Source organism: Azospirillum sp. ST 5-10 (assembly GCF_051225715.1).
Classification (GTDB): domain Bacteria; phylum Pseudomonadota; class Alphaproteobacteria; order Azospirillales; family Azospirillaceae; genus Azospirillum.
This window is the reverse complement of the sequence record NZ_JBPJSP010000003.1, coordinates 76442-97415: the sequence shown is the minus strand read 5'-3', so window position 1 is coordinate 97415 and position 20974 is coordinate 76442. Positions and strand designations below refer to the sequence as shown.

General features: G+C 72.8%; 7 protein-coding genes. All 7 read left to right on the top strand.

Annotation, left to right across the window (positions count from 1 at the left end):
- Positions 1 to 25 precede the first annotated feature (25 nt).
- The 7 genes from mmsA to ACSBPG_RS04705 all read left to right on the top strand — a co-directional run bounded on the left by mmsA (position 26) and on the right by ACSBPG_RS04705 (position 20971).
- A complete protein-coding gene (mmsA, locus tag ACSBPG_RS04735) occupies positions 26 to 1579 on the top strand; it encodes a multiple monosaccharide ABC transporter ATP-binding protein (protein ID WP_435535965.1) in 1554 nt (517 codons plus the stop codon).
- Positions 1580 to 1583: 4 nt separating this feature from the next.
- The gene (mmsB, locus tag ACSBPG_RS04730; RefSeq protein ID WP_435535964.1) at positions 1584 to 2786 is read left to right on the top strand and encodes a multiple monosaccharide ABC transporter permease; all 1203 of its coding nucleotides are present in this window, start codon (positions 1584 to 1586) and stop codon (positions 2784 to 2786) included.
- Positions 2787 to 2797: 11 nt separating this feature from the next.
- A complete protein-coding gene (locus tag ACSBPG_RS04725) occupies positions 2798 to 3496 on the top strand; it encodes a hypothetical protein (RefSeq protein ID WP_435535963.1) in 699 nt (232 codons plus the stop codon).
- Between the two features lie 13 nt (positions 3497 to 3509).
- Positions 3510 to 5252 carry an L-arabinonate dehydratase gene (gene araD, locus ACSBPG_RS04720; RefSeq protein WP_435535962.1) on the top strand — a complete coding sequence of 581 codons (1743 nt, stop codon included), beginning with the start codon at positions 3510 to 3512 and terminating at the stop codon, positions 5250 to 5252.
- A gap of 15 nt (positions 5253 to 5267) precedes the next feature.
- Positions 5268 to 6215 carry a Gfo/Idh/MocA family protein gene (locus ACSBPG_RS04715; protein ID WP_435535961.1) on the top strand — a complete coding sequence of 316 codons (948 nt, stop codon included), beginning with the start codon at positions 5268 to 5270 and terminating at the stop codon, positions 6213 to 6215.
- Between the two features lie 726 nt (positions 6216 to 6941).
- The gene (locus ACSBPG_RS04710) at positions 6942 to 10616 is read left to right on the top strand and encodes a beta strand repeat-containing protein (protein ID WP_435535960.1); all 3675 of its coding nucleotides are present in this window, start codon (positions 6942 to 6944) and stop codon (positions 10614 to 10616) included.
- 260 nt (positions 10617 to 10876) lie between these two features.
- On the top strand, positions 10877 to 20971 hold the full coding sequence (locus ACSBPG_RS04705) for a Calx-beta domain-containing protein (protein WP_435535959.1): 10095 nt from the start codon (positions 10877 to 10879) through the stop codon (positions 20969 to 20971).
- Positions 20972 to 20974: the final 3 nt, after the last annotated feature.

Here is a 20974-nt window from a genome sequence, read left to right as displayed (position 1 = left end):
GGCGGTCACCAGCCGGAGCCAAACCATGCAGCCCCTGCTCGAAATGCGCGGGATCACCAAGACGTTCCCCGGCGTGACGGCGCTCGCCGACGTCGCGCTGCGGGTCGATCCCGGGGAGATCCATGCGGTGGTCGGCGAGAACGGCGCCGGCAAGTCGACGCTGATGAAGATCCTCAGCGGCGTCTATCCCCACGGCTCCTACGACGGCACCATCGTCTTCGACGGCGCCGAGCGGCGCCTGCGCTCGATCCGCGAGTCGGAGCGGCTGGGGATCATCATCATCCACCAGGAGCTGGCGCTGATCCCGCTGCTCTCCATCGCCGAGAACATCTTCCTCGGCAACGAGCGCGCCACCGCCGGGATCATCGACTGGCACGAGACGCACACCCGCACCCGCGCCCTGCTGGAGCGGGTCGGCCTGCGGGAATCGCCGCGCACCCCGGCCGGCCGGCTCAGCACCGGCAAGCAGCAGCTCGTCGAGATCGCCAAGGCGCTGTCCAAGGAGGTGCGCCTGCTGATCCTCGACGAGCCGACCTCCAGCCTCAACGAGACCGACAGCGACGCGCTGCTGGAGCTGCTGCTGCAGCTCAAGGCGCGCGGCATCGCCGCGATCCTGATCTCCCACAAGCTGAACGAGGTGGCGCGGGTCGCCGACCGCATCACCGTGCTGCGCGACGGAACCGCCGTGCGCACGCTGGACTGCCGTGGCCGCGCCATCGCCGAGGCCGAGATCGTCCGCGACATGGTGGGCCGGCCGCTGACCGACCGTTTCCCGCCGCGCGCCGCGACGGTGGGCGAGCCGGTGCTGGAGGTCCGCGGCTGGACCGTCCGCCACCCCACGCAGGCGGACCGCCTGGCGGTCGACGGCGTCGACCTGACGGTGCGCCGCGGCGAGGTGGTCGGCATCGCCGGGCTGATGGGGGCCGGGCGGACCGAGCTGGCGATGAGCCTGTTCGGGCGCAGCTACGGCCGCTGGGCGGCGGGGGAGATGCGGATCGCCGGCCGGCCGGTCGACGCGCACAGCCCGCGCGCCGCCATCGACGCCGGGCTCTGCTACGTCACCGAGGACCGCAAGCACTATGGGCTGCTGCTGGACGAGACGGTGCGCCGCAACATCCCGCTGTCCAACCTGCAGGGCATCGCCCGCGGCCTGGTGGTGGACGACCACAAGGAGCTGGCGGTGGCCAACGGCTTCCGCCGGCGCATGGCGATCAAGACGCCGAGCGTCGAGCAGAAGGCCGGCAACCTGTCGGGCGGCAACCAGCAGAAGGTGGTGCTGTCGCGCGCCCTGTTCGCCGATCCCCAGGTGCTCATGCTCGACGAGCCGACGCGCGGCATCGACGTCGGCGCCAAGTACGAGATCTACCGGATCGTCAACGACCTCGCCGCCGCCGGCACCGGCGTCCTGATGATCTCATCGGAGATGCCGGAGCTGCTCGGCATGTGCGACCGCATCTACGTCATGAACGAGGGGCGCTTCGTCGGCGAGCTGCCGGCGGCCGAGGCGACGCAGGAGCGGATCATGCACATGATCATCGGCCGCAACGACATTCCACGCAACGGGCAACGGAACGGGTGATCCCATGGCCTCGGTTCAGGACAGCCGCCTGCCGGCGCGCTCGGGTGCCGCCTCCTACGTCGGCTTCATCCACGGGCACCTGCGCGAATACAGCATCCTGATCGCGCTGCTGGCGATCATGGCGTTCTTCCAGGTGGTGACCGACGGCATCCTCCTGAAGCCGATCAACCTCACCAACCTGGTGCTGCAGAACAGCTACATCGTCATCATGGCGCTCGGCATGCTGCTGGTCGTCGTGTCCGGCCACATCGACCTCTCCGTCGGCTCGGTGATGGGCTTCGTCGGTGCGCTGGCGGCGGTGCTGATGGTGCAGTTCGGGCTGCACTTCATCGTCGCCGGGGCGCTCTGCCTGCTGACCGGCTGCGCCATCGGCGCCGCCCAGGGCTACTGGGTCGCCTATTTCCGCATCCCCTCCTTCATCGTCACGCTCGCCGGCATGCTGGTGTTCAAGGGCCTGTCGCTGGCGCTGCTGCAGGGCCAGTCCGTGGGGCCGTTCCCGGAGGCGTTCCGGCTGCTCAGCTCCGGCTTCGTCCCCGACCTGTTCGGCATGGCCGGGTTCAACCTGCTCTGCCTGCTGGTCGGCGGCGCGCTGGCGGCGGCGATGGTGGTGATGGCGCTGCGCGACCGGGGGCGGGCGCGCCGGCACGGCGCCGCCGACGAGCCGCTGGCGGTCTTCGCGCTCAAGCACGGGCTGATCGCCGCCGCCATCGTCTATCTCGCCTGGCTGATGGCGGCCTTCAAGGGCCTGCCCAACGTGCTGATCGTCATGGCGCTGCTGATCGCCGTCTACAGCTTCGTCACCAGCCGCACCACGGTCGGCCGGCGCGTCTACGCCATCGGCGGCAACGAGAAGGCGGCGCGGCTGTCCGGCATCGACACCCGGCGGCTGGTCTTCCTCACCTTCGTCAACATGGGCTTCCTGGCGGCGCTGGCCGGGCTGGTGTTCGCCGCCCGCCTCAACACCGCCACCCCCAAGGCCGGCCTCGGCTTCGAGCTCGACGTGATCGCCGCGGTGTTCATCGGCGGCGCCTCGATGAGCGGCGGCGTCGGCACCATCATGGGGGCGGTGGTCGGCGCCTTCATCATGGGCGTCACCAACAACGGCATGTCGATCCTCGGCATCGGCATCGACTGGCAGCAGCTCATCAAGGGGCTGGTGCTGCTGGCCGCCGTCATCTTCGACGTCACCAGCAAGAACCGCGACTGAGGGCCGCCGCCATGCTGGTGTCGCAGATCCGCCACCGCGACGGCCGCACCCGGGTCGTCGTGCGCGACGGGCCCGAGGCCTACCTCGTGCGCAGTGTCGACGGCGTCGGCGCGCTGGCCCTGGCCGCCGCGGCGGCCGGGGAGACGCTGGCGCAGCGGGCCGGCGCGCTGGGCTTCGACGAGGCGGTCGACCTGCGCGAGGCGTTCGACCAGGGACGCGTGCTGGCGCCGCTGCGGCCGGTCGGACCGGCACCCGCGGCGGCGGTCGGCCTCCGGCCGGCGCTCGCCGGCCTGCGCGCGGTGGCGGCCGACGGAACGCCGGTGCCGATCGGCTGCGCCCTGGCCTTCGTGGCACCCGGCGACGCCGCGGCGCCCTGCGCCGTCGGCCCGGAAGTGCTGGCCGGCGGCCCGCCGGCCGGGCTCAGTGGCGCGGTGCGCCTCCTGCGGGGCGGCCGTGCGCTCTGGGAGCGGCCGTTCCGGCCGGACGCGGCGGACCGGCCCCGTGCCGCGGCCGACCGCCACCGTCTCCGGCCCGGCGACCTGCTCGTCCATCTGCTGGCGCTGGAGAAGGCGGCGCCGGCCGGCGGCGCGGACGCCGCGCCGGGGGATCTCTTCGAGTTCGAGGCGCCGGAGTTCGGCCTGCCGCTGCGCTGCCCGCCGGTCGGCGAGCCGCGGCGGGACGGCATGGCCGTCGCGGCCGGCGCGCTGTGAGGGAACGCCCATCATGAGCTTCACGAAGGCGGCGTGGCCGCGGCGGCTGCGGTCCGCGGAATGGTTCGGCGGCACCAGCCGCGACAACATCTATCATCGCTCCTGGATGAAGAACCAGGGCCTGCCGGCCGACCTGTTCGACGGCCGTCCGGTGATCGGCATCTGCAACACCTGGTCGGAGCTGACGCCGTGCAACGCCCACCTGCGCGACCTGGCCGAGCGGGTCAAGCGGGGCGTCTGGGAGGCCGGCGGGCTGCCCCTGGAGTTTCCGGTGTTCTCCACCGGCGAGAGCTCGCTGCGGCCCACCGCCATGATGTTCCGCAACCTCTGCGCCATGGACGTGGAGGAGGCGCTGCGCGGCAACCCGGTCGACGGCGTGGTGCTGCTGGTCGGCTGCGACAAGACCACGCCGGCCCTGCTGATGGGGGCGTGCAGCGTCGACCTGCCGGCCATCGTCGTCAGCGGCGGGCCGATGCTGAACGGCAAGTGGCGCGGCACCGACGTCGGCTCCGGCACGGCCCTGTGGCGGATGAGCGAGATGGTGAAGGCCGGCGAGATCACCAACGCCGACTTCCTGGAGGCGGAGCAGGCGATGTCCCGCTCGCCCGGCAGCTGCAACACCATGGGCACGGCGTCGAGCATGGCCTCGATGGCCGAGGCCTTGGGGATGACCCTGTCGGGCAACGCGGCGATCCCGGCGGTCGACAGCCGCCGGCGCATGCTGGCCCAGCTCTCCGGCCGGCGCATCGTCGACATGGTCAGGGACGATCTCAAGCCCTCCGACATCCTCACCGCCGCGGCCTTCGCCAACGCCATCCGCACCAACGGCGCGGTCGGCGGCTCCACCAACGCGGTGATCCACCTGCTCGCCGTCGCCGGGCGGGTCGGGGTGGAGCTGACCCTGGACGACTGGGACCGTCTCGGCCGCGACGTGCCGACCATCGTCGACCTGATGCCGTCCGGGCGGTTCCTGATGGAGGAGTTCTTCTACGCCGGCGGCCTGCCGGTGGTCCTCCGCGCGCTGCTCGACGCCGGGCTGGTCGACGGCGGCGCGCTCACCGTGTCGGGCCGCACGCTGGCCGAGGAGGTCGCCGGCGCCCGCAACTGGAACGCGGAGGTGATCCGCCCGCTCGACCGGCCGCTGACGCCCCAGGGCGGCATCGCCGTGCTGCGCGGCAACCTCGCCCCCAACGGCGCCGTGATCAAGCCCTCGGCCGCCTCGCCGGCGCTGATGCGCCACCGCGGGCGGGCGGTGGTGTTCGAGGACATCGACGACTACAAGGCGCGCATCGCCGACCCCGCCCTCGACATCGACGAGAGCTGCGTCATGGTGCTGAAGAACTGCGGGCCCCGGGGCTATCCCGGCATGGCCGAGGTCGGCAACATGGGGCTGCCGCCCAAGGTTCTGAAGAAGGGCATCACCGACATGGTGCGCATCTCCGACGCGCGGATGTCCGGCACCGCCTACGGCACCGTCGTGCTGCACACGGCGCCCGAGGCGGCGGTGGGCGGGCCGCTGGCGATCGTGCGCAGCGGCGACGCGATCGAGCTCGACGTGCCGGCCCGGCGCCTGCACCTGGACGTGCCCGACGCGGAGATCGCCGCCCGCCTGGCCGCCTGGCGCCCGCCCGCGCCGCCGCCGGGGGGCGGCTACGCCGGACTGTTCCACGCCCACGTCGAGGGCGCCGACACCGGCGCCGACTTCGACTTCCTCAAAGGCTGCCGCGGCCGCGCGGTCGGCCGCGATTCCCACTGAAGGACCGCGCGCGCCATGGTCTCGACACCGCACCGGATCGCCATCGTCGGCGTCGGCAAGATCGCCCGCGACCAGCACCGGCCGAGCATTGCCGGCAACCCCGCCTTCGCGCTGGCGGCGACGGTCAGCCGCCACGGCCGGCTGGACGGCGTCCCCGCCCACACCGAGCTGGACGCGTTGCTGCGCGACCGCCCGGACATCACCGCGGTGGCGCTCTGCACCCCGCCCCAGGTGCGCCACGCCCTGGCCGCCCGGGCCATCGCCGCCGGGCGCCACGTCCTGCTGGAGAAGCCGCCCGGCGCTACCCTGGGTGAGGTGGAGGACCTGGCGTGCCGTGCCGCCGCCGCCGGGGTCACCCTGTTCGCCACCTGGCATTCGCGCTTCGCCGCCGCGGTGCCGCAGGCGGCGGCGTGGCTGGCGGGCCGGACGGTGCGGCGGATCGCCGTAACCTGGAAGGAGGACGTGCGGCGCTGGCACCCCGGGCAGGACTGGATCTGGCGGGCCGGCGGGCTCGGCGTGTTCGATCCCGGCATCAACGCCCTGTCGATCCTCACCGCGATCGTGCCGTTCCCGCTCCATCTCGCCGGGGCGGTCCTGGAGTTCCCGGAGAACTGCGAGACGCCGATCGCGGCGCGGCTGGACTTCGCGGCCGGCGCGACCGCGGTGACCGCCGATTTCGACTGGCGCCAGGAGGGGCCGCCGACCTGGGAGATCCGGGCCGAGGCGGCGGACGGCGAGCTGCTGCTGTCGGGCGGCGGCCGCCGCCTCGCCATCGACGGGACGCCGGTGGTCGACGCGCCCGACACGGAGTACGCCGGCATCTACGCCCGTTTCGCCGAGCTGCTCGCCGCCGGCCGGTCAGACGTGGACCTGGCGCCGCTGCGCCTGGTGGCCGACGCCTTCCTCATCGGCCGGCGGGTGACCGTCGCCCCCTTCGTCGACGGTGCCGCGGCGGGACGGTGAGCGGACCGCGGGCGGATCGACGCCACGCCGCGGCACCGTCCGCCATCCCGCGCCGTGATGCCGGCCTCATTGCCCAGACGATCCGGGGCGCCGGCGACGCCTGGCCCGGACGCTCCCGATCGCGAGCGTGCCCATGGCGGGGTGTCCCGTCCACGACCGCCCCGTTGTCGCGCGCGATCACCTTCAACCCACGTTGATGCGCAAGCCCCTATTCTGAACGTGGGTTGAACGCGCCTCCTCACCCATTGTGTTAGCCCTGTCGGCACCGCACCACCTCCGGTTCGCCCACCCGGAGCCTTGGCCGGCGCCCCCTCTGCCGGGACGCCTGCCTCGTCCAGCAGGATTTCCCCCACGATCACCTGCGGATTGATCGGCCAAGGCGTCCGGCGTTGCTTCGGTGCCCATCGTGATTCAATAAATCTTGAACATAGAACAATTTTCGACGCGGTATTTTGCCGGGAGATCTGGAATGTAGCTCCACAATAACAGGCGATTGTCTTAGATCGATCATATCAATTTTGAATTTATCCATCGACATGGTGGATATGTGCTTAGGAGGGCCCTGATACAGCCATGCACTATTACGTCACCTCCACGGCCGACAGCGGCGTCGGCACGCTTCGTGACGCGATTTTGGCGGCGAATGCGACCGCAACCACGGACGGGCACACGATCACGATCGACGCATCGCTTGCCGGCAGCATTCGACTGCAGAGTCCGCTGCCGATGATCACAACCGATCTGGCCATCGTGGGCAGCGACAAGGTGGTGGATGCCCAGGGCAACGGGCGGGCCTTCTTCGTCCAGAGCGGCCGGGTCGTGATCATGAACCTGACCATCGACAACGCGGTGGCGCAGGGCGGGAACGGCGGCGACGGCAGCACGATGAGCGGCGGCGGCGGCGGCGGGTTGGGTGCGGGGGCCGCCGTCTTCGTCAACAGCGGCGCACAGGTCACGCTCGAGGGTGTGTCGGTCGGCGACGCATCGGCAATTGGCGGGGCCGGGGGTGATACGGGGGGGTCCGGGGCTGTCGGAATGGGCGGCGGCGGCGGCGGCGGTCTCGGCGGTGTCGGCGGTCCCGGAGGCGTCGCCGGTGGTGGCGGTGGCGGTGGCTATGCCGGTGCTGGCGGCGCCGGCGGCCATGCCGGCGGCGGCGGCGGCGGTGAGTTCGGGACCGGCGGCATCGGCGGCATCGGAGGAGGAGGAGGAGGAGGAGGGCAGCGGGGTGACGGTGGCCCCGGCGGCGGCGACGGCGGCATCGTCGGCTCCGGCGGCGGCGGCGGCGGCGGCGGGGCGACCATCGACGGCGGTCCTGGTACCGTTTGGGACGCGGGAACCGGCGGTGTGGGGGGCGGCAACGGCGGCTCGCCACAAAATCCAGGCAGTGCCGGCCTTCCGTTGGGCGGCGGCGGCGGTGGTGGCAATGCGGTGTCGTCTGGGTCCGGCGCGGGCGGGGCGGGCGGGCTCTCGGGCGGTGGCGGCGGCAGTGGTGCCAGCAACGCGGGCGCGCTTGGCGGGATGGGCGGTCGCGGCGGCGGCGGCGGCGGCGGTGAAGGCGGCGGCGGCAGCGGCGGTGAGTTCGGCGGTGGTGGCGGTGGCGCCCAGCACGGCCCCGGCGGGGCCGGTGCCTTCGGCGGTGGCGGTGGCGGCAGCAGCGTCTATCCGAGCTACAGCCAGAATGGCGGCGCGGGCGGCTTCGGGGCTGGCGGCGGCGGTGGCGGAACCGGCGGGGCTGCCGGCCCCTTCGGCGGTGCTGGCCGTGCCGGTGGCGGTGGCGGCGCGGCCCTCGGTGGCGCCGTCTTCGTGCGCGAGGGCGGCTCGCTCACGATCATCGACGGCGGCTTCACCGGTGCCTACAGCGTCACCGGGGGAGCGGGCGGCGCCGGCGCTCCCGTCGGCGGGGGCGGCGGCGCGGGCCAAGCCCGCGGCGCGGTCATGTACCTCCAAGAAGACACGACCGTCGCCTTCACCATTGCCGTCGGCAGCCGGACGATCGCCGGTCCCGACGCCATCGCCGGCGAGGGCGATCTGACGACGTCCGGCGCCGGCACGCTGGTGATCTCGGGCACCAATGCGAACTACTCCGGCACGACCACGATCAGCGACACCACGCTCGCCATCGGCGCGGCCGGTGCCCTCGGCACCGGCGGCATGGTCATGAACAGCAACGGCCGGTTGCGCACGGACGTCACGGGGCTGAACATCGGCAACGCCGTCACCCTCGGCACCGGCGGCGGTACGGTCGACACCAACGGCAACGACGCCACGCTGTCGAACGCCATCTCCGGCGCCGGCGGCCTGACCAAGGAGGGCAGCGGCACGCTGACGCTGTCGGGCGCCAACGGCTACGACGGCACGACGACCGTCAGCGCCGGTGTGGTCACCATTCAGAACGCCACGGCGCTCGGCAGCGCCACGGGCGGGACCTCCGTCGCCGCGGGCGCGGCGCTGGACATTCAGGGCGGTATCGCCGTGGGGGCCGAAGCGCTGACGCTGAGCGGCACCGGCGTGTCCGGCGGTGGTGCGCTGCGCAATCGATCCGGCGCCAACAGCTTCGGCGGCGCCATCACGCTCGGTTCGGACGCCCGCATCGCCGCCGACGCCGGCACGCTCACCCTGTCCGGCGCGATCGGCGGCGCCGGCGCCGCCCTGACCGTCGGCGGCGTCGGCGACGTCGCAATCAGCGGCGCCATCGGCACCGGCGCCGGCGGCCTGACCAAGGAGGGCAGCGGCACGCTGACGCTGTCGGGCGCCAACGGCTACACCGGCACGACGACCGTCAGCGCCGGCACGCTGCGGGTCGGCGCGGCGGGTGTCCTGGCCTCCACGACGCTCGTCCTGGCCGACGCGGCCGGAGTTGCCGTCGACCTCGATGGCTTCGACCAGTCCGTCGGCGCCCTGTCCGGCGGCGGCGCCACCGGCGGCACCGTCCTGCTCGGCGCCGCGACCCTGACGGTCGACCAGGGGACGGACACCACCTATGCCGGCGCCATCTCCGGCACTGGCGGCTTGACCAAGAACGGCAGCGGCACGCTGACGCTGTCGGGCGCCAGCCGCTATGACGGCACCACCACGGTGGGAGGCGGGCGGCTGCGGGTCGAGGGCTCCCTGGAGTCCGCCGTCGCGGTGCAGGCCGGCGGGACGCTGGCCGGGTCGGGCAGCGTCGCCGGCGCCGTGTCGGTCGCGAGCGGCGGCCGGCTCGCCGCCGGCAGCAGCCCGGGCACGCTGGCCACCGGCAACCTCTCGCTCGCCGCCGGTGCGGTGGTCGAGGAGGAGATCGACGGCGCAGCCGCGGGCCAGTACGACAGCGTCCGGGTGACCGGCACCGTCGACCTCGGCGGCGCCACCCTGGACATCCGGCTTGTCGACGCCTACCAGCCGGCGATCGGCACCAGCTTCGTCCTCGTCGAGAACGACGGCACGGACGCGGTGGCCGGCACCTTCGCCGGACTGGCGGACGGGGCGCTGCTCACGGCCGGCGACCGGCTGCTCCGCATCAGCTACCGGGGTGGCGCCGGCGGCAACGATGTCGTGCTGACGGCCGTGTCCCCGCCATCGCCGTCCTCGCCGTCCTCGCCGCCCCCGCCTCCGGCCGCCGGCGGGCCGACGGCGGGCGCGGACTGGCTGGTCGGGGTGGGCAGCGTCAGCGGGCTGGAGGGCGACGACACCATCGACGGCGGGCCGGGCTCCGACCTCGTCTACGGCAACCAGGGCGACGACCGGATCATCGTGTCCGGCGGCCGGGACACCGTCTTCGGCGGCCAGGGCAACGACACCGTGGATGCCGTGGCGGCGGTGCTGCCGCAGTGGATCTTCGGCAACATGGGCGCGGACAGCCTGGGCGGCGGCCAGGGCGACGACACGCTGGCCGGCGACGGCGACGGCGACGTGGTGCTCGGCGGGCTCGGGCTGGACGTGGTCTACGGCAACGCGGGCGACGACGTGCTGTTCGGCAACCCGGGTGCGGACACGCTGTTCGGTGGGCAGGCGAGCGACACGCTGCACGGCGGCCAGGACGGGGACCTGCTCCACGGCAACCTCGGCGACGACTGGCTCGACGGCAACCTGGGTGCCGACACGCTCTACGGCGGCCAGGGGGCGGACGTGTTCGTGATCCGCTCGCCGCAGGACGGAGGCGACGTGATCGCCGACTTCGAGGTGGGGGTGGACCGGATCGCGGTGTACAGCCCGAACTTCGGCGGCCTCACCACGGGGACCCTGTCGGCGGCGACCTTCGCGCTCGACAACCCGGCCGACGGCACGGCCGCGTTCGTTTTCAACACCGCGACCGGGGTGCTGTCCTTCGACGCCGACGGTACGGGCTCGGGCGCGGCGGTCACCATCGCCACACTCACCGCCCGCACCTTGAGCCATGCCGACATCACCGTGCTGGCGGGGTGACGACCGGAGCGACGGGGGAGCAGGGGTGAGACGCGGGCTTCGCCGCGGCCATGCCGCCGCGGCGTCGGCGTCCATTGGCGGAGGCGATCACCTTCAACCCACGTTGAACCGAAAGCCCCTATTCTGAACGTGGGTTGAACACGCCTCCTCGCCCATTGTGTTAGCCCTGCCGGCACCGCACCACCTCCGGTTCGTCCACCGGGAGCCTCGGCGGGCGCCCCCTCCTCCGGAACGCCTGCCTCGCCCAGCAGGAGTTCCCCATGACCGACTACACGCTGACCAGCGCCGCCGAAACCCTGACCGGCGGTTCCGGTGACACGTTCGTGACCACCGCGGCCAATCTCGCCGGCGACGTCATCAACGCCGGAGGCGGCCAGGTGCGACTTGTCGGGCCCGGGACGTTCGACCTGACGACCGTATCGAACCTCTCGCAAATCTGGCTGGCGAACAGTGGCTCCGACCGCATCGGGATCATCCTCGGCCCCAACTCATCGCAGGACGGGAGCCTGACCGGCCGGTTTCTCTTCATGAACGCCGTTGCGGTGACGCTGGACGGATCGGCCATGCAGAGGGGCTCGCTCCTCCTGCAATGCAACGTGTTGGACGATTCCATCATCGGTGGCGCCGGCGGTGACCAGATCAGCGCCGTCGGAGGGAACGACACGGTGCGGGGCGGCGGCGGGGACGACTACATCGACGGTGGTCCCGGCGCCGACGTCATCGCCTACGCCGCCTCCGGCAACGGCGTCGACACCGTGATCCTCGACACCGAAGACCGCATCGTCGTCGACGGCATCGACGCCTTCACGATCCTGGAGGCCACCGGGACCGGGGGAACCCTGCTGGCCGGGCAGGTGCAGGTCGGCTTCTACGACGGGTCCGCAACGAGGCTTTACATCGGCACCGACACGGTGCCCGGAGCCGACATCGAGATCGCCATCGAGGGCAATCTGCCGGCCGCCATGCTGACGGCCGCCGGTGGTGGCCTGATGCTCAGGAGCGCCCCGGTCACCGTCACCGGGCCGGGCGAGACCGTCGTCACCGGACCGGGCGATGACACCATCACGGGCGATGCCGGCTTCCTCGACAGCGCCACCATCGACGCCGGCGAAGGTGACGACGAGCTGGTGGTGACCGGCACGGGCATCGCCGACCTGACCGGCAACCTCACCGGCGTCGAGCGAATCCGGCTGGAGGACGACGCGGGCATCGTGCTGGCCAGCGGCACGGAACTGATGAGCGTCCAGGGCAGCAGCGGAAACAACGATGTGGCGCTCGCCGTCGTCGGCACGCTCGATGCGGGCGACGGCGACGATACCATCCGTGCGGTCCGCCCCGCCTGGATCGGTGCCGGCGACGAGGGGGTGGTCGACGGCACCTTCAAGGGCGGCGCCGGCACCGACACGCTGATGGTCGAGACCGACCGGTTCGCGGGAACGCTGCAGGACATCGAGTCGATCGTTCTCGCCGACGGCGGCGACCGCCGGGTGGACATCGAAACCGGCTTTCTCGACGGCACCCGGACGATCTCGGGCGGCGACGGCAACGACACGGTCGTGTTCGAAAACGGCGGCACCCTCGAACTCACCGGGATGACCGGGGTGGAGACGGTCGTGGGCCGGGGGGGCAGCTATGTCGTCGGGGCCGGCGGCGTGAACGGAGCCGGCCACGTCACCTACGACTTCGAGTCCACGAATCCCGGGAACGAGGCCGTCGTTTTCGACGGATCCGCCAGCCCCGGAGCGATGACGGTGCTGACCGACGACGGCGCGGACCGCCTGGTCGGCGGCGCCGGGGACGACACCTTCAACAGCGGCGACGGTTCCGACACCCTGACGGGCGGCGGCGGCAACGACACCTTCGTGATCGCCCCGCAAGATTCCTTCGCCGACTCCGTGTACCGGATCACCGATCTCGCGAACGGTGACCGGTTGCAGCTCGGTGCCGTGACGCTGCGCGACGGTGACGGCCTGGATGTCGAGGCCGGCGCCGTGGAGGTCCGCAGCGACGGCGGCATCACCCGCCTGTCCGTCGGCATCGACACGATTCCCGGCGGCGACGCCACCGTCGAGGTTACCGGCGTTGTCCGCGCCGAGAACCTCGTGTGGGACGGCAGCGCCTTCGTCGTGACCGGTCTTGCACCCAGCGTCTCGGTCGCGGTGGCGCCGTCCCGGGCCACGGAAGGGCAGAGCGGCGGCGACCGCTTCACCGTGACGGTGACGCGCGCCATGAACCTCTCCGGTGCCGCCAGCGTCGCCTACCGTGTCGTCCCCACCGGCGCCAACGCCGCGGGCAGCGACGATTTCGCCGCCGATGCGCCGCTCACGGGAACGATCACCTTCGCCGACGGCGAGGCGACGAAGACCGTGACCCTGGCGGTGGCCGACGACACCCGCCACGAGGGTGACGAGACCTTCGCGGTCGAGCTGCTGTCCCCGACAGGCGCCGTCATCGCCGTCGCGCGGGCCACCGCGACCATCGCCGACGACGACCCGGCGGGAACCACGCGCACCCTGACCGACGCGGCCGAAACGCTGAGCGGCGGCGCCGCGGACGTCTTCGTCGCCACGGCGGCGGCGCTCGCCGGCGACAGCATCGACGCCGGGGGCGGGGCCTTCTCGCTGCGGGGCGGCGGCACCTTCGATTTCGCCGGCGTGGCCAACGTCGGCTCCATCGGCGGTGACGGTGCGGCCCGCACCATCGTGCTGGGCGACGGCACCGTGGCGGACGGGGCGGAGTTGCAGGTGGTGGACATCGTCGGGCCGCTGCTGCTCGACGGCACGGCCGCCGCCGGCGCCCTGGCCGTGACGGCCGGAGCCGGGGCCGACTCCCTGGCGGGCGGAGCCGGCGCGGACACCCTGTCCGGCGGCGAGGGCGACGACACCCTGCGCGGCGGGGCCGGCAACGACACGCTGGACGGTGGCGGCGGGCGGGACGTCTACCGCTACGCGGCGTCGGGCAACGGGGTCGACCGGCTGGTCTTCGGCGGCGATCGGCTGGAGGTCGACGGGCTGAGCGCGCTCACCCTCAAGTCCGACACCGGGACCGGCGGGACGCTCGCCCGCGGCGAGGTGGAACTGGGCGTGAGCGACGGCGCGCGCACGCGGCTCTTCATCGGCACCGACGATTCCCCCGGTGCCGACATCATGATCGATCTGGCCGGCACCATCACGCCGGACCTTCTCGCCGTCGAGGACGGCGGCCTGGTGGCGAGGGGCGTCGCCATCGCCGTGACCGGGCCGGGTGCCGTGGTGTCGCCCACCGAGCGGACGGCCGCCACCGGCACGACGACCGCCGCGGACGACACGATCACCGGCAGCGCCGGCGATCTGGCCGACGCCGCCATCGACGCCTCGACCGGCGAGGACCGGCTGGTGGTGGCCGGCGGCGGCACCCTGACCCTCGGCGCGGCGATCGTCGGCGTCGAGGCGCTGGAGCTGGCGGCGGCAACGACCGTGACGGCCACCGGGATGGCCGGCCTGAAGACGGTCACCGGAAGCGACGGCGACGACGGGCTGACGGTGGGACCGCTGGTGGCGCTGGATGCCGGTGGGGGGGCGGACACCGTGCGCGTGGAGGGCGGCACCGTCACCGGCGCGTTCGACGGCGGCGAAGGGACGGACCGGCTGGTGGTGGCGGCGTCGGTGCTGTCGGCGGCACCGGTCGGTTTCGAGGTGATCGCGCTGGAGGACGGCGGCGATCATGCGCTCACCCTGACGGCGGAACAGGCGGCGACGCTCACCGCCCTCTCCGGCGGTGACGGGTTCGACGCCCTGACCCTGACGGGCGGCGGCACCTTCGACCTCGGCCACGCCACCGGGATCGAGCGGCTGCAGGTCACCGGCGCCGCCGCGACCGTCACCCTGGGGTCCGACGCCGACCCGGCGGCGGCGCCGCTGTCGGTGGCCGTCGCCACGGACACGGGGAGCACGGTCGACGGCTCGCGGTCGCGGCAGGCCCTGGTGATGGACTCCGACGGCGCGGCGGATCTTCTGGTGGGCGGCAGCGGCGACGACACGCTGACCGGCGACGCCGGCGACACGCTGCGGGGCGGCGCCGGGGCCGACCGGTTCGCCATCGGCCCGTCGGGGACGACGCGGATCGCCGATTTCTCCGTCGGCGACCAGATCCTGGCGACGGGCCTGACGTGGGTCGGCAACGGCGACGGCTCCGCGGTCGGGGCGGGGGAGGTCGAGGTCCGGGCGGACGGCGGCACGACGACGCTGTTTTTCGGGGCCACCGACGGCGGGCCCAACCGCACCGTCGTGCTGGACGGGACGTACGACGCCTCCTTCTTCGACACGACGGCCACCGGCCTGGCGATGGCTCGGACGCATTCCCTCTTTTCGGTGTCGGTCGCGCCCGACCGGCGGATCGAGGGAGACCCCACCAACACCGTCTCCCTGGTCTTTTCGCGCGCCGGCGACATCTCGCAACCCGGCAGCGTCACGTTCAACCTTTCCGGAATGCACAACTTCTCCGGCGTACGCATTCCCGACCTGGGCTACTTTGAAGGGGGCGGCGCGACGCTGTTCAACATGGTGGGGTTCAGCGCGGGGCAGAGCGAGGAAATCGTCACCCTGTACGTCGCCGACAACGCGGACAACGACGGTGACCGGTCCTTCATGGTCACGCTCGTCGACCCGTACGGCGGTGTTTTCGTCCGATCGCAGGCCTCCGGGACGATCGTCGAGGACGACCTTCCCCCGGTCATGGTGACGCTGACGGAGGGCGAGGACCGGCTGACCGGCAGTGTCGCCCACGTCTTCGTCGCGACGGCCCAGACCCTGACCGGCGATGTCATCGACGCGGACCACGGGCGCTTCCGGCTCCAGGGCGGGGGCACCTTCGACCTCGCCGGCGTCAGCAACGCCCACACCATCAGCAGCGACGGCGCCCCGGCGACGATCCGCCTCGGCGCCACCACGGTCATCGACGGCGCCACCCTGGATTTCAGCGGTCTCGACGGCTCCATGACCGTCGACGCGTCGGCGTCGCTGCGCAACCTGATCGTCTCCGGCGGGACCGGGGACGACACCCTCGTCGGCGGCCACGGCAACGACATCCTGGACGGTGGCGACGGCCGCGACGTCTACCGCTATGCGGCGTCGGGCAACGGGATCGACCTGGTCCACCTCGACCGCGGGGACCGGCTGGAGGTGGACGGCCTGGACACCTTCACGGTGCTGGCGCAGACGGGGGACGGCGCCGCGCTCGGTCGCGGCGAGGTCCGGATCGCCACCCCCGGGGCCGACCGGACGCGCGTCTTCATCGGCACCGACGACGTCGCCGGGGCCGACCTCGTGCTCGATCTGGCCGGCGGAATCATGCCGCAGGGGCTGGGGGTCGCCGACGGCGGGCTGGTGGTGCAGGGCGTGGCGATCACCGTGGCCGGGCCCGACGCCGCGATCACGCCGGACTGGTCGTCCTCCGCCGCCTTCACGAGCCCGTTCGACGACACCATCACCGGCAGCGCCGCCGATCTGGGCAGCGCCACCATCGACGGCGGCGACGGCAACGACACCTTGGTGGTCAGCGGCGGCGGGGCGGTCGATCTGGGAACCCGCGTCACCAACGTCGAGGCGCTCGTCCTGGCGCAGGCGGCAACGGTCTCGGCCGCCGGCATGGCCGGCCTGACCTCCGTCACCGGCAGCGCCGGCGACGACGCCCTGACCGTCGGAGCGCCGGCGGTCCTGGACGCCGGCGCGGGCGCGGACACGGTGCGCGCCGAAGGGGACGGCACCTCGGCCGCCTTCGACGGCGGCGACGGCAGCGACACGCTGGTGGTGGCCGGAACGGTCGCGCCGTTCGCCACCGGGTTCGAGACGATCATCCTCACCGACGGCAGCGACCATGCGCTCACCCTGGACGCAGCACAGGCGGCGGGCGTGACGGCGCTGTCCGGCGGCGACGGCGTCGATGCCCTGGTGCTCGACGGCGACGGGACCTTCGACCTCGGCCACGCCACGAGTCTCGACGGCATCCTGACCACCGGGCAGGACGTCACGCTGACCCTGGGCGCTGACGCCGCCTTCGCGGCCGTCCCGCTCACCGTCACCTTCGGCGGCGCGGGCCGGGGCGTCCTCGACGGGTCGGCGACGGCGCGGCCGCTGGACGTCGCGTCGGACGGTGCCGCCGTCCGGGTGACGGGCGGCAGCGGCGCCGACACCATCGACGCCGACGACGGCGACACCGTCGCCGCCGGTGCCGGCGACGACGAGGTCCACTTTCTCGGCGGCAGCGTCGTCGCGACGGGCGGCGCCGGCGCCGATACGTTCCTCCTCGCCGGGAACGGCACCCTGCGCATCGGCGACATCAGCAACGGCGACCGCATCCTCGGCGGGACGGTCGCCACCGTGCGCGCCGACGACGGCAGCCCCGTGGGCGCCGGCGAGCTGGTGGTGGGCACCTCCGGCCGGGACACGACGCTGCGTTTCGGGGCCAATCCGGACGCGACGGTCGTGCTGTCCGGCACCTACACCCTCGACAATTTCCAGGCTGGGCCGGAGGGGGTAACGGTCACCGGTCTGGGTGTCCGCTTCTCCATCGCCATCGATCCGGCGACCCCGACCGAAGGCGTGGCCGGCTCCGACCACTTCACCGTCACGGTGACGCGCAGCGGTGATCTCACCGGCTCCGCCTCCGTGTACTACAGCTTCATCCCCGGCGCGGCGACATCGCAGGACTTCACAGCCGGCACCCCCTTGGGGAACTACGTCTACTTCCAAGACGGGGAGACGACGAAGACCTTCACGTTCGGGCTGGTCGACGATCCCTGGCACGAGGAGCCCAAGCCCTTCGAGTTCATGCTCTCGCAGCCGGTGGGCGGCACGATCGTCGTCGACAAGGCCACCGCCACCATCCTCGACAACGATCCGGGGCCGGTCACCTACACCCTGACCGACGCTCCGGAGACGATCACGGCCCTGGCACAGGACCGCATCGTCACCACGGCGACGGCGCTGGCCGGCGACGTCATCGACGCCGGCGGCGCCAGCTTCTCGATCCAGGGCGGCGGCGACTTCGACTTTTCCGGCGTGACCAACGTCCGCAACATCAGCGGCGATTCGGGCGACCGCACCATCGTCCTCGGCGCCGGCACGGCGGGCGCGGACTTCTATGTCGAAGTCCGCGGTGGGCGCCTCGTGTTCGACGGCTCGGCCGCGGCAAGCGACATCTGGGTCTCGGGCGCGGAGGCCGCGGACTCCCTGAGGGGTGGCGACGGCGACGACCGGTTGCAGGCCGGCGGGGGGGATGACACCCTGCGCGGCGGAGCCGGCGACGACACCCTGGAGGGCGACGCCGGGCGCGACGTCTACCGCTTCGCCGCCAACGGCGACGGCCTGGACACCGTCCGGTTTGCCGACGACCGGATCGAGGTCGACGGCCTTGCCGATTTCGAGATCCTTGCGGAAACCGGAACGGGAGACACGCTGACCCGCGGCCAGGTGCAGCTCGGCACCTATGACGGGTCCAACACGCGGCTGTACATCGGCACCGACGGCATCGCCGGCGCCGACGTCACCATCGACCTCATGGGCCGGTTCCATCCGGCGATGCTCGCCGTGGACGACGGTGCCCTGGTGGCGCACGGCTCGGCGGTCACGGTCACCGGGCCGAACGCGGTCCTCTCGCCCGACACGCACACCGCCGCCACCGGCCCGACCACCGGGCTCGACGACACCATCACCGGCAGCGCCGCCGACCTGGGCAGTGCCACCATCAATGGTGGCAGCGGTACCGACGTGCTGGTCGTCACCGGCGGCGGCAGCGTCAGCCTCGAAAACCGGCTCCGCAGCGTGGAGGCGGTGACCCTCACCGAGGCCACGGATGTGACCGCCGCGGTCAACGTCCAGTCCCTGGTGTTCGTGGGCAGTGACGGGGCCGACCGGTTCACCGTGTCGTACACGCCGCATCTGGCCGCCGGTGACGGGGACGACACGGTGCGCATCGTCCCCGACCCTTACAACGGGTCCTACGGCGCCGGGACGATCGACGGCGGCGAAGGAACCGACACCCTGGTCCTGGATGCCGCGCCCTTCACCGGAGAGGTGACCGGGTTCGAGGCCATCGTCCTGGCCGACGGCGGTGACACCGCCTTCCACCTCCCGGCGGGGATCGACCTGGCGACGGTGTCGCTCACCGGCAGCAGCGGCGGTGACACGCTGTACCTGGACTCCGGCACGCACGATCTCGGCCGGGTCGTCGGCTTCGAGACGATCACCGGCGGCAGCGGCGAGGACTATCGGATCACCGGGTCCGCCGATGCCGTGGAGTACGCGTTCGCCGACGCCGCCTCCCTGGCGCTGGACGCTTCGTCGGCCACCGGCGCCATCTGGGTCTCCGCCACCGCCGGGGCGGACTCCATCATCGGCGGGGCGGGCAACGACGTCCTCGACCTGTACGACGGCGACGACACGGCGGACGGCGGTGCCGGGGACGACGTGTTCATGATCCGGCGGGGAGACATGGTGCTGTCCGGCGGCAGCGGGAACGACCATTTCGCCTTCACGTACTACGGACCGCCCGGCGGCACGTCGCGAATCACCGACCTCAACAACGGCGACGTGCTGCATCTCGGCGTCGACCGCATCGCCGACGGGGACGGTGCCACGGTCGGTGCATCGGAGGCCGAAATCAGCCACGCCGGCGGGGTGACGACGCTGCACGTCGGCTTCGACTCCACGCCCGGCAGCGACTTCACACTGGTCCTGGACGGCACCTTCACGCCCGACACCTTCACCGTGGACAACGGTGAGCTGACGGTGACCGGTCTGGTGCCGCACTTCGCCGTCGCCGTCGATCCCGCCAGCCGCGTCGAGGGTGAGGGCGGCGGTGCCACCTACACCGTCACGGTGACGCGGACCCGCGACCATGCGGGCACGGTGTCGGTCGACTACGCCATCGCCGGATCGGGCGCGCACCCGGCCGACGGCGGCGACTTCGCCGCGGGCACGGCGCTGGGCGGCACCCTCGTCTTCGCCGACGGCGAGGCCGCGAAGACGTTCACCCTCACCGTCGCCGACGACCTGGATCTGGAGGCGGACGAGGCGTTCACCATCACCCTGTCCAACCCGTCCGCCGGCGTCGTCGACACCGCGACGGCCGCCGCGACCATCGTCAACGACGACACCGGGCCGGCGCCCGGCACCGGTGGCGGCGGGGACGCGGGCGGCGGCGGCGGGACCGGGACCGGAGGCGGGCAGACGGTGCCGCTGGAGGGCGGCATGTCGGCGACGGTGCCGGCCGGCGTGACGCTGGGCGCCGGCGGGCCGCGGGATCCCCAATCGCCGGACGCGGCGGGAGCCGCGCTCTCGGAAGCCGTCTCCACCATCGTGCCCGAGGGAACGGAGCGCGACTCCTTCGTCGCCGCCATCGCCGCCTACACGGCGACGCGGAGCGGCGGGGCCGCGGTGACCGTGCGCACCGTCACGCCCACGGTCACGGGTGGAGCGCCGAACGCGCCCATCGTCATCGCCGGTCCGGCAAGCGGCGGCGATTCGGTCGCCCTCGTCATCGACGCGCGCAACCTGCCCCCCGGCACCGTCCTGCAGCTGGACCGGGTCGGCTTCGCGGTGGTGGCGGGCGCGGTGCGGGTGGTCGGCGGCGAGGGCTCGCAGATGGTCACGGGCGACGCCGCCGGGCAGTACATGGTGCTGGGAGCCGACGACGACACCTTGAACGGCGGCGCCGGCGACGACGTCGTCGGTTCCGAAGGCGGTGACGACGTGCTCTATGGGGACACCGGCTTCGACACCGTCACCGGCGGCGTCGGCGCCGACGTCCTCTACGGCAACCAGCAGGACGACGCGCTGTACGGCAACCAGGGAGCGGACACCCTGTTCGGCGGCCAGGACCGCGACACCGCCTTCGGCGGCCAGGACGGCGACCTCGTCTACGGCAACCGGGACGACGACGTGCTCTACGGCCAGCTCGGCGGCGACACCCTGTTCGGCGGGCAGGGGGACGACGTCCTGTTCGGCGGCCAGGGCGACGACGTCCTGGCCGGCAATCTCGGGACGGACACCCTGTACGGCGGGCTGGGCGCGGACCTGTTCGTCATCGGCGCGCCGGGCGCCGGGGTGGACGTGATCGCGGACTTCACCGCGGGCGAGGATCGCGTCGCCATCGTCGGCCCGAATTTCGGTGCCCTTCCGGCCGGTGCCGTGGCGGTCGGCAATTTCGCGCTGGACCGGCCGGGCGACGCCGACGACTGGTTCGTCTTCGACACGGCCAGCGGCGTTCTGTCGTTCGACGCGGACGGCAGCGGCGCCGGGGCGGCGGTCGCCATCGCGACCCTCGACGTGCGCACGCTGGCCGCCGCCGACATCCTCGTTCTCGGGACCGGGGGGTGATGC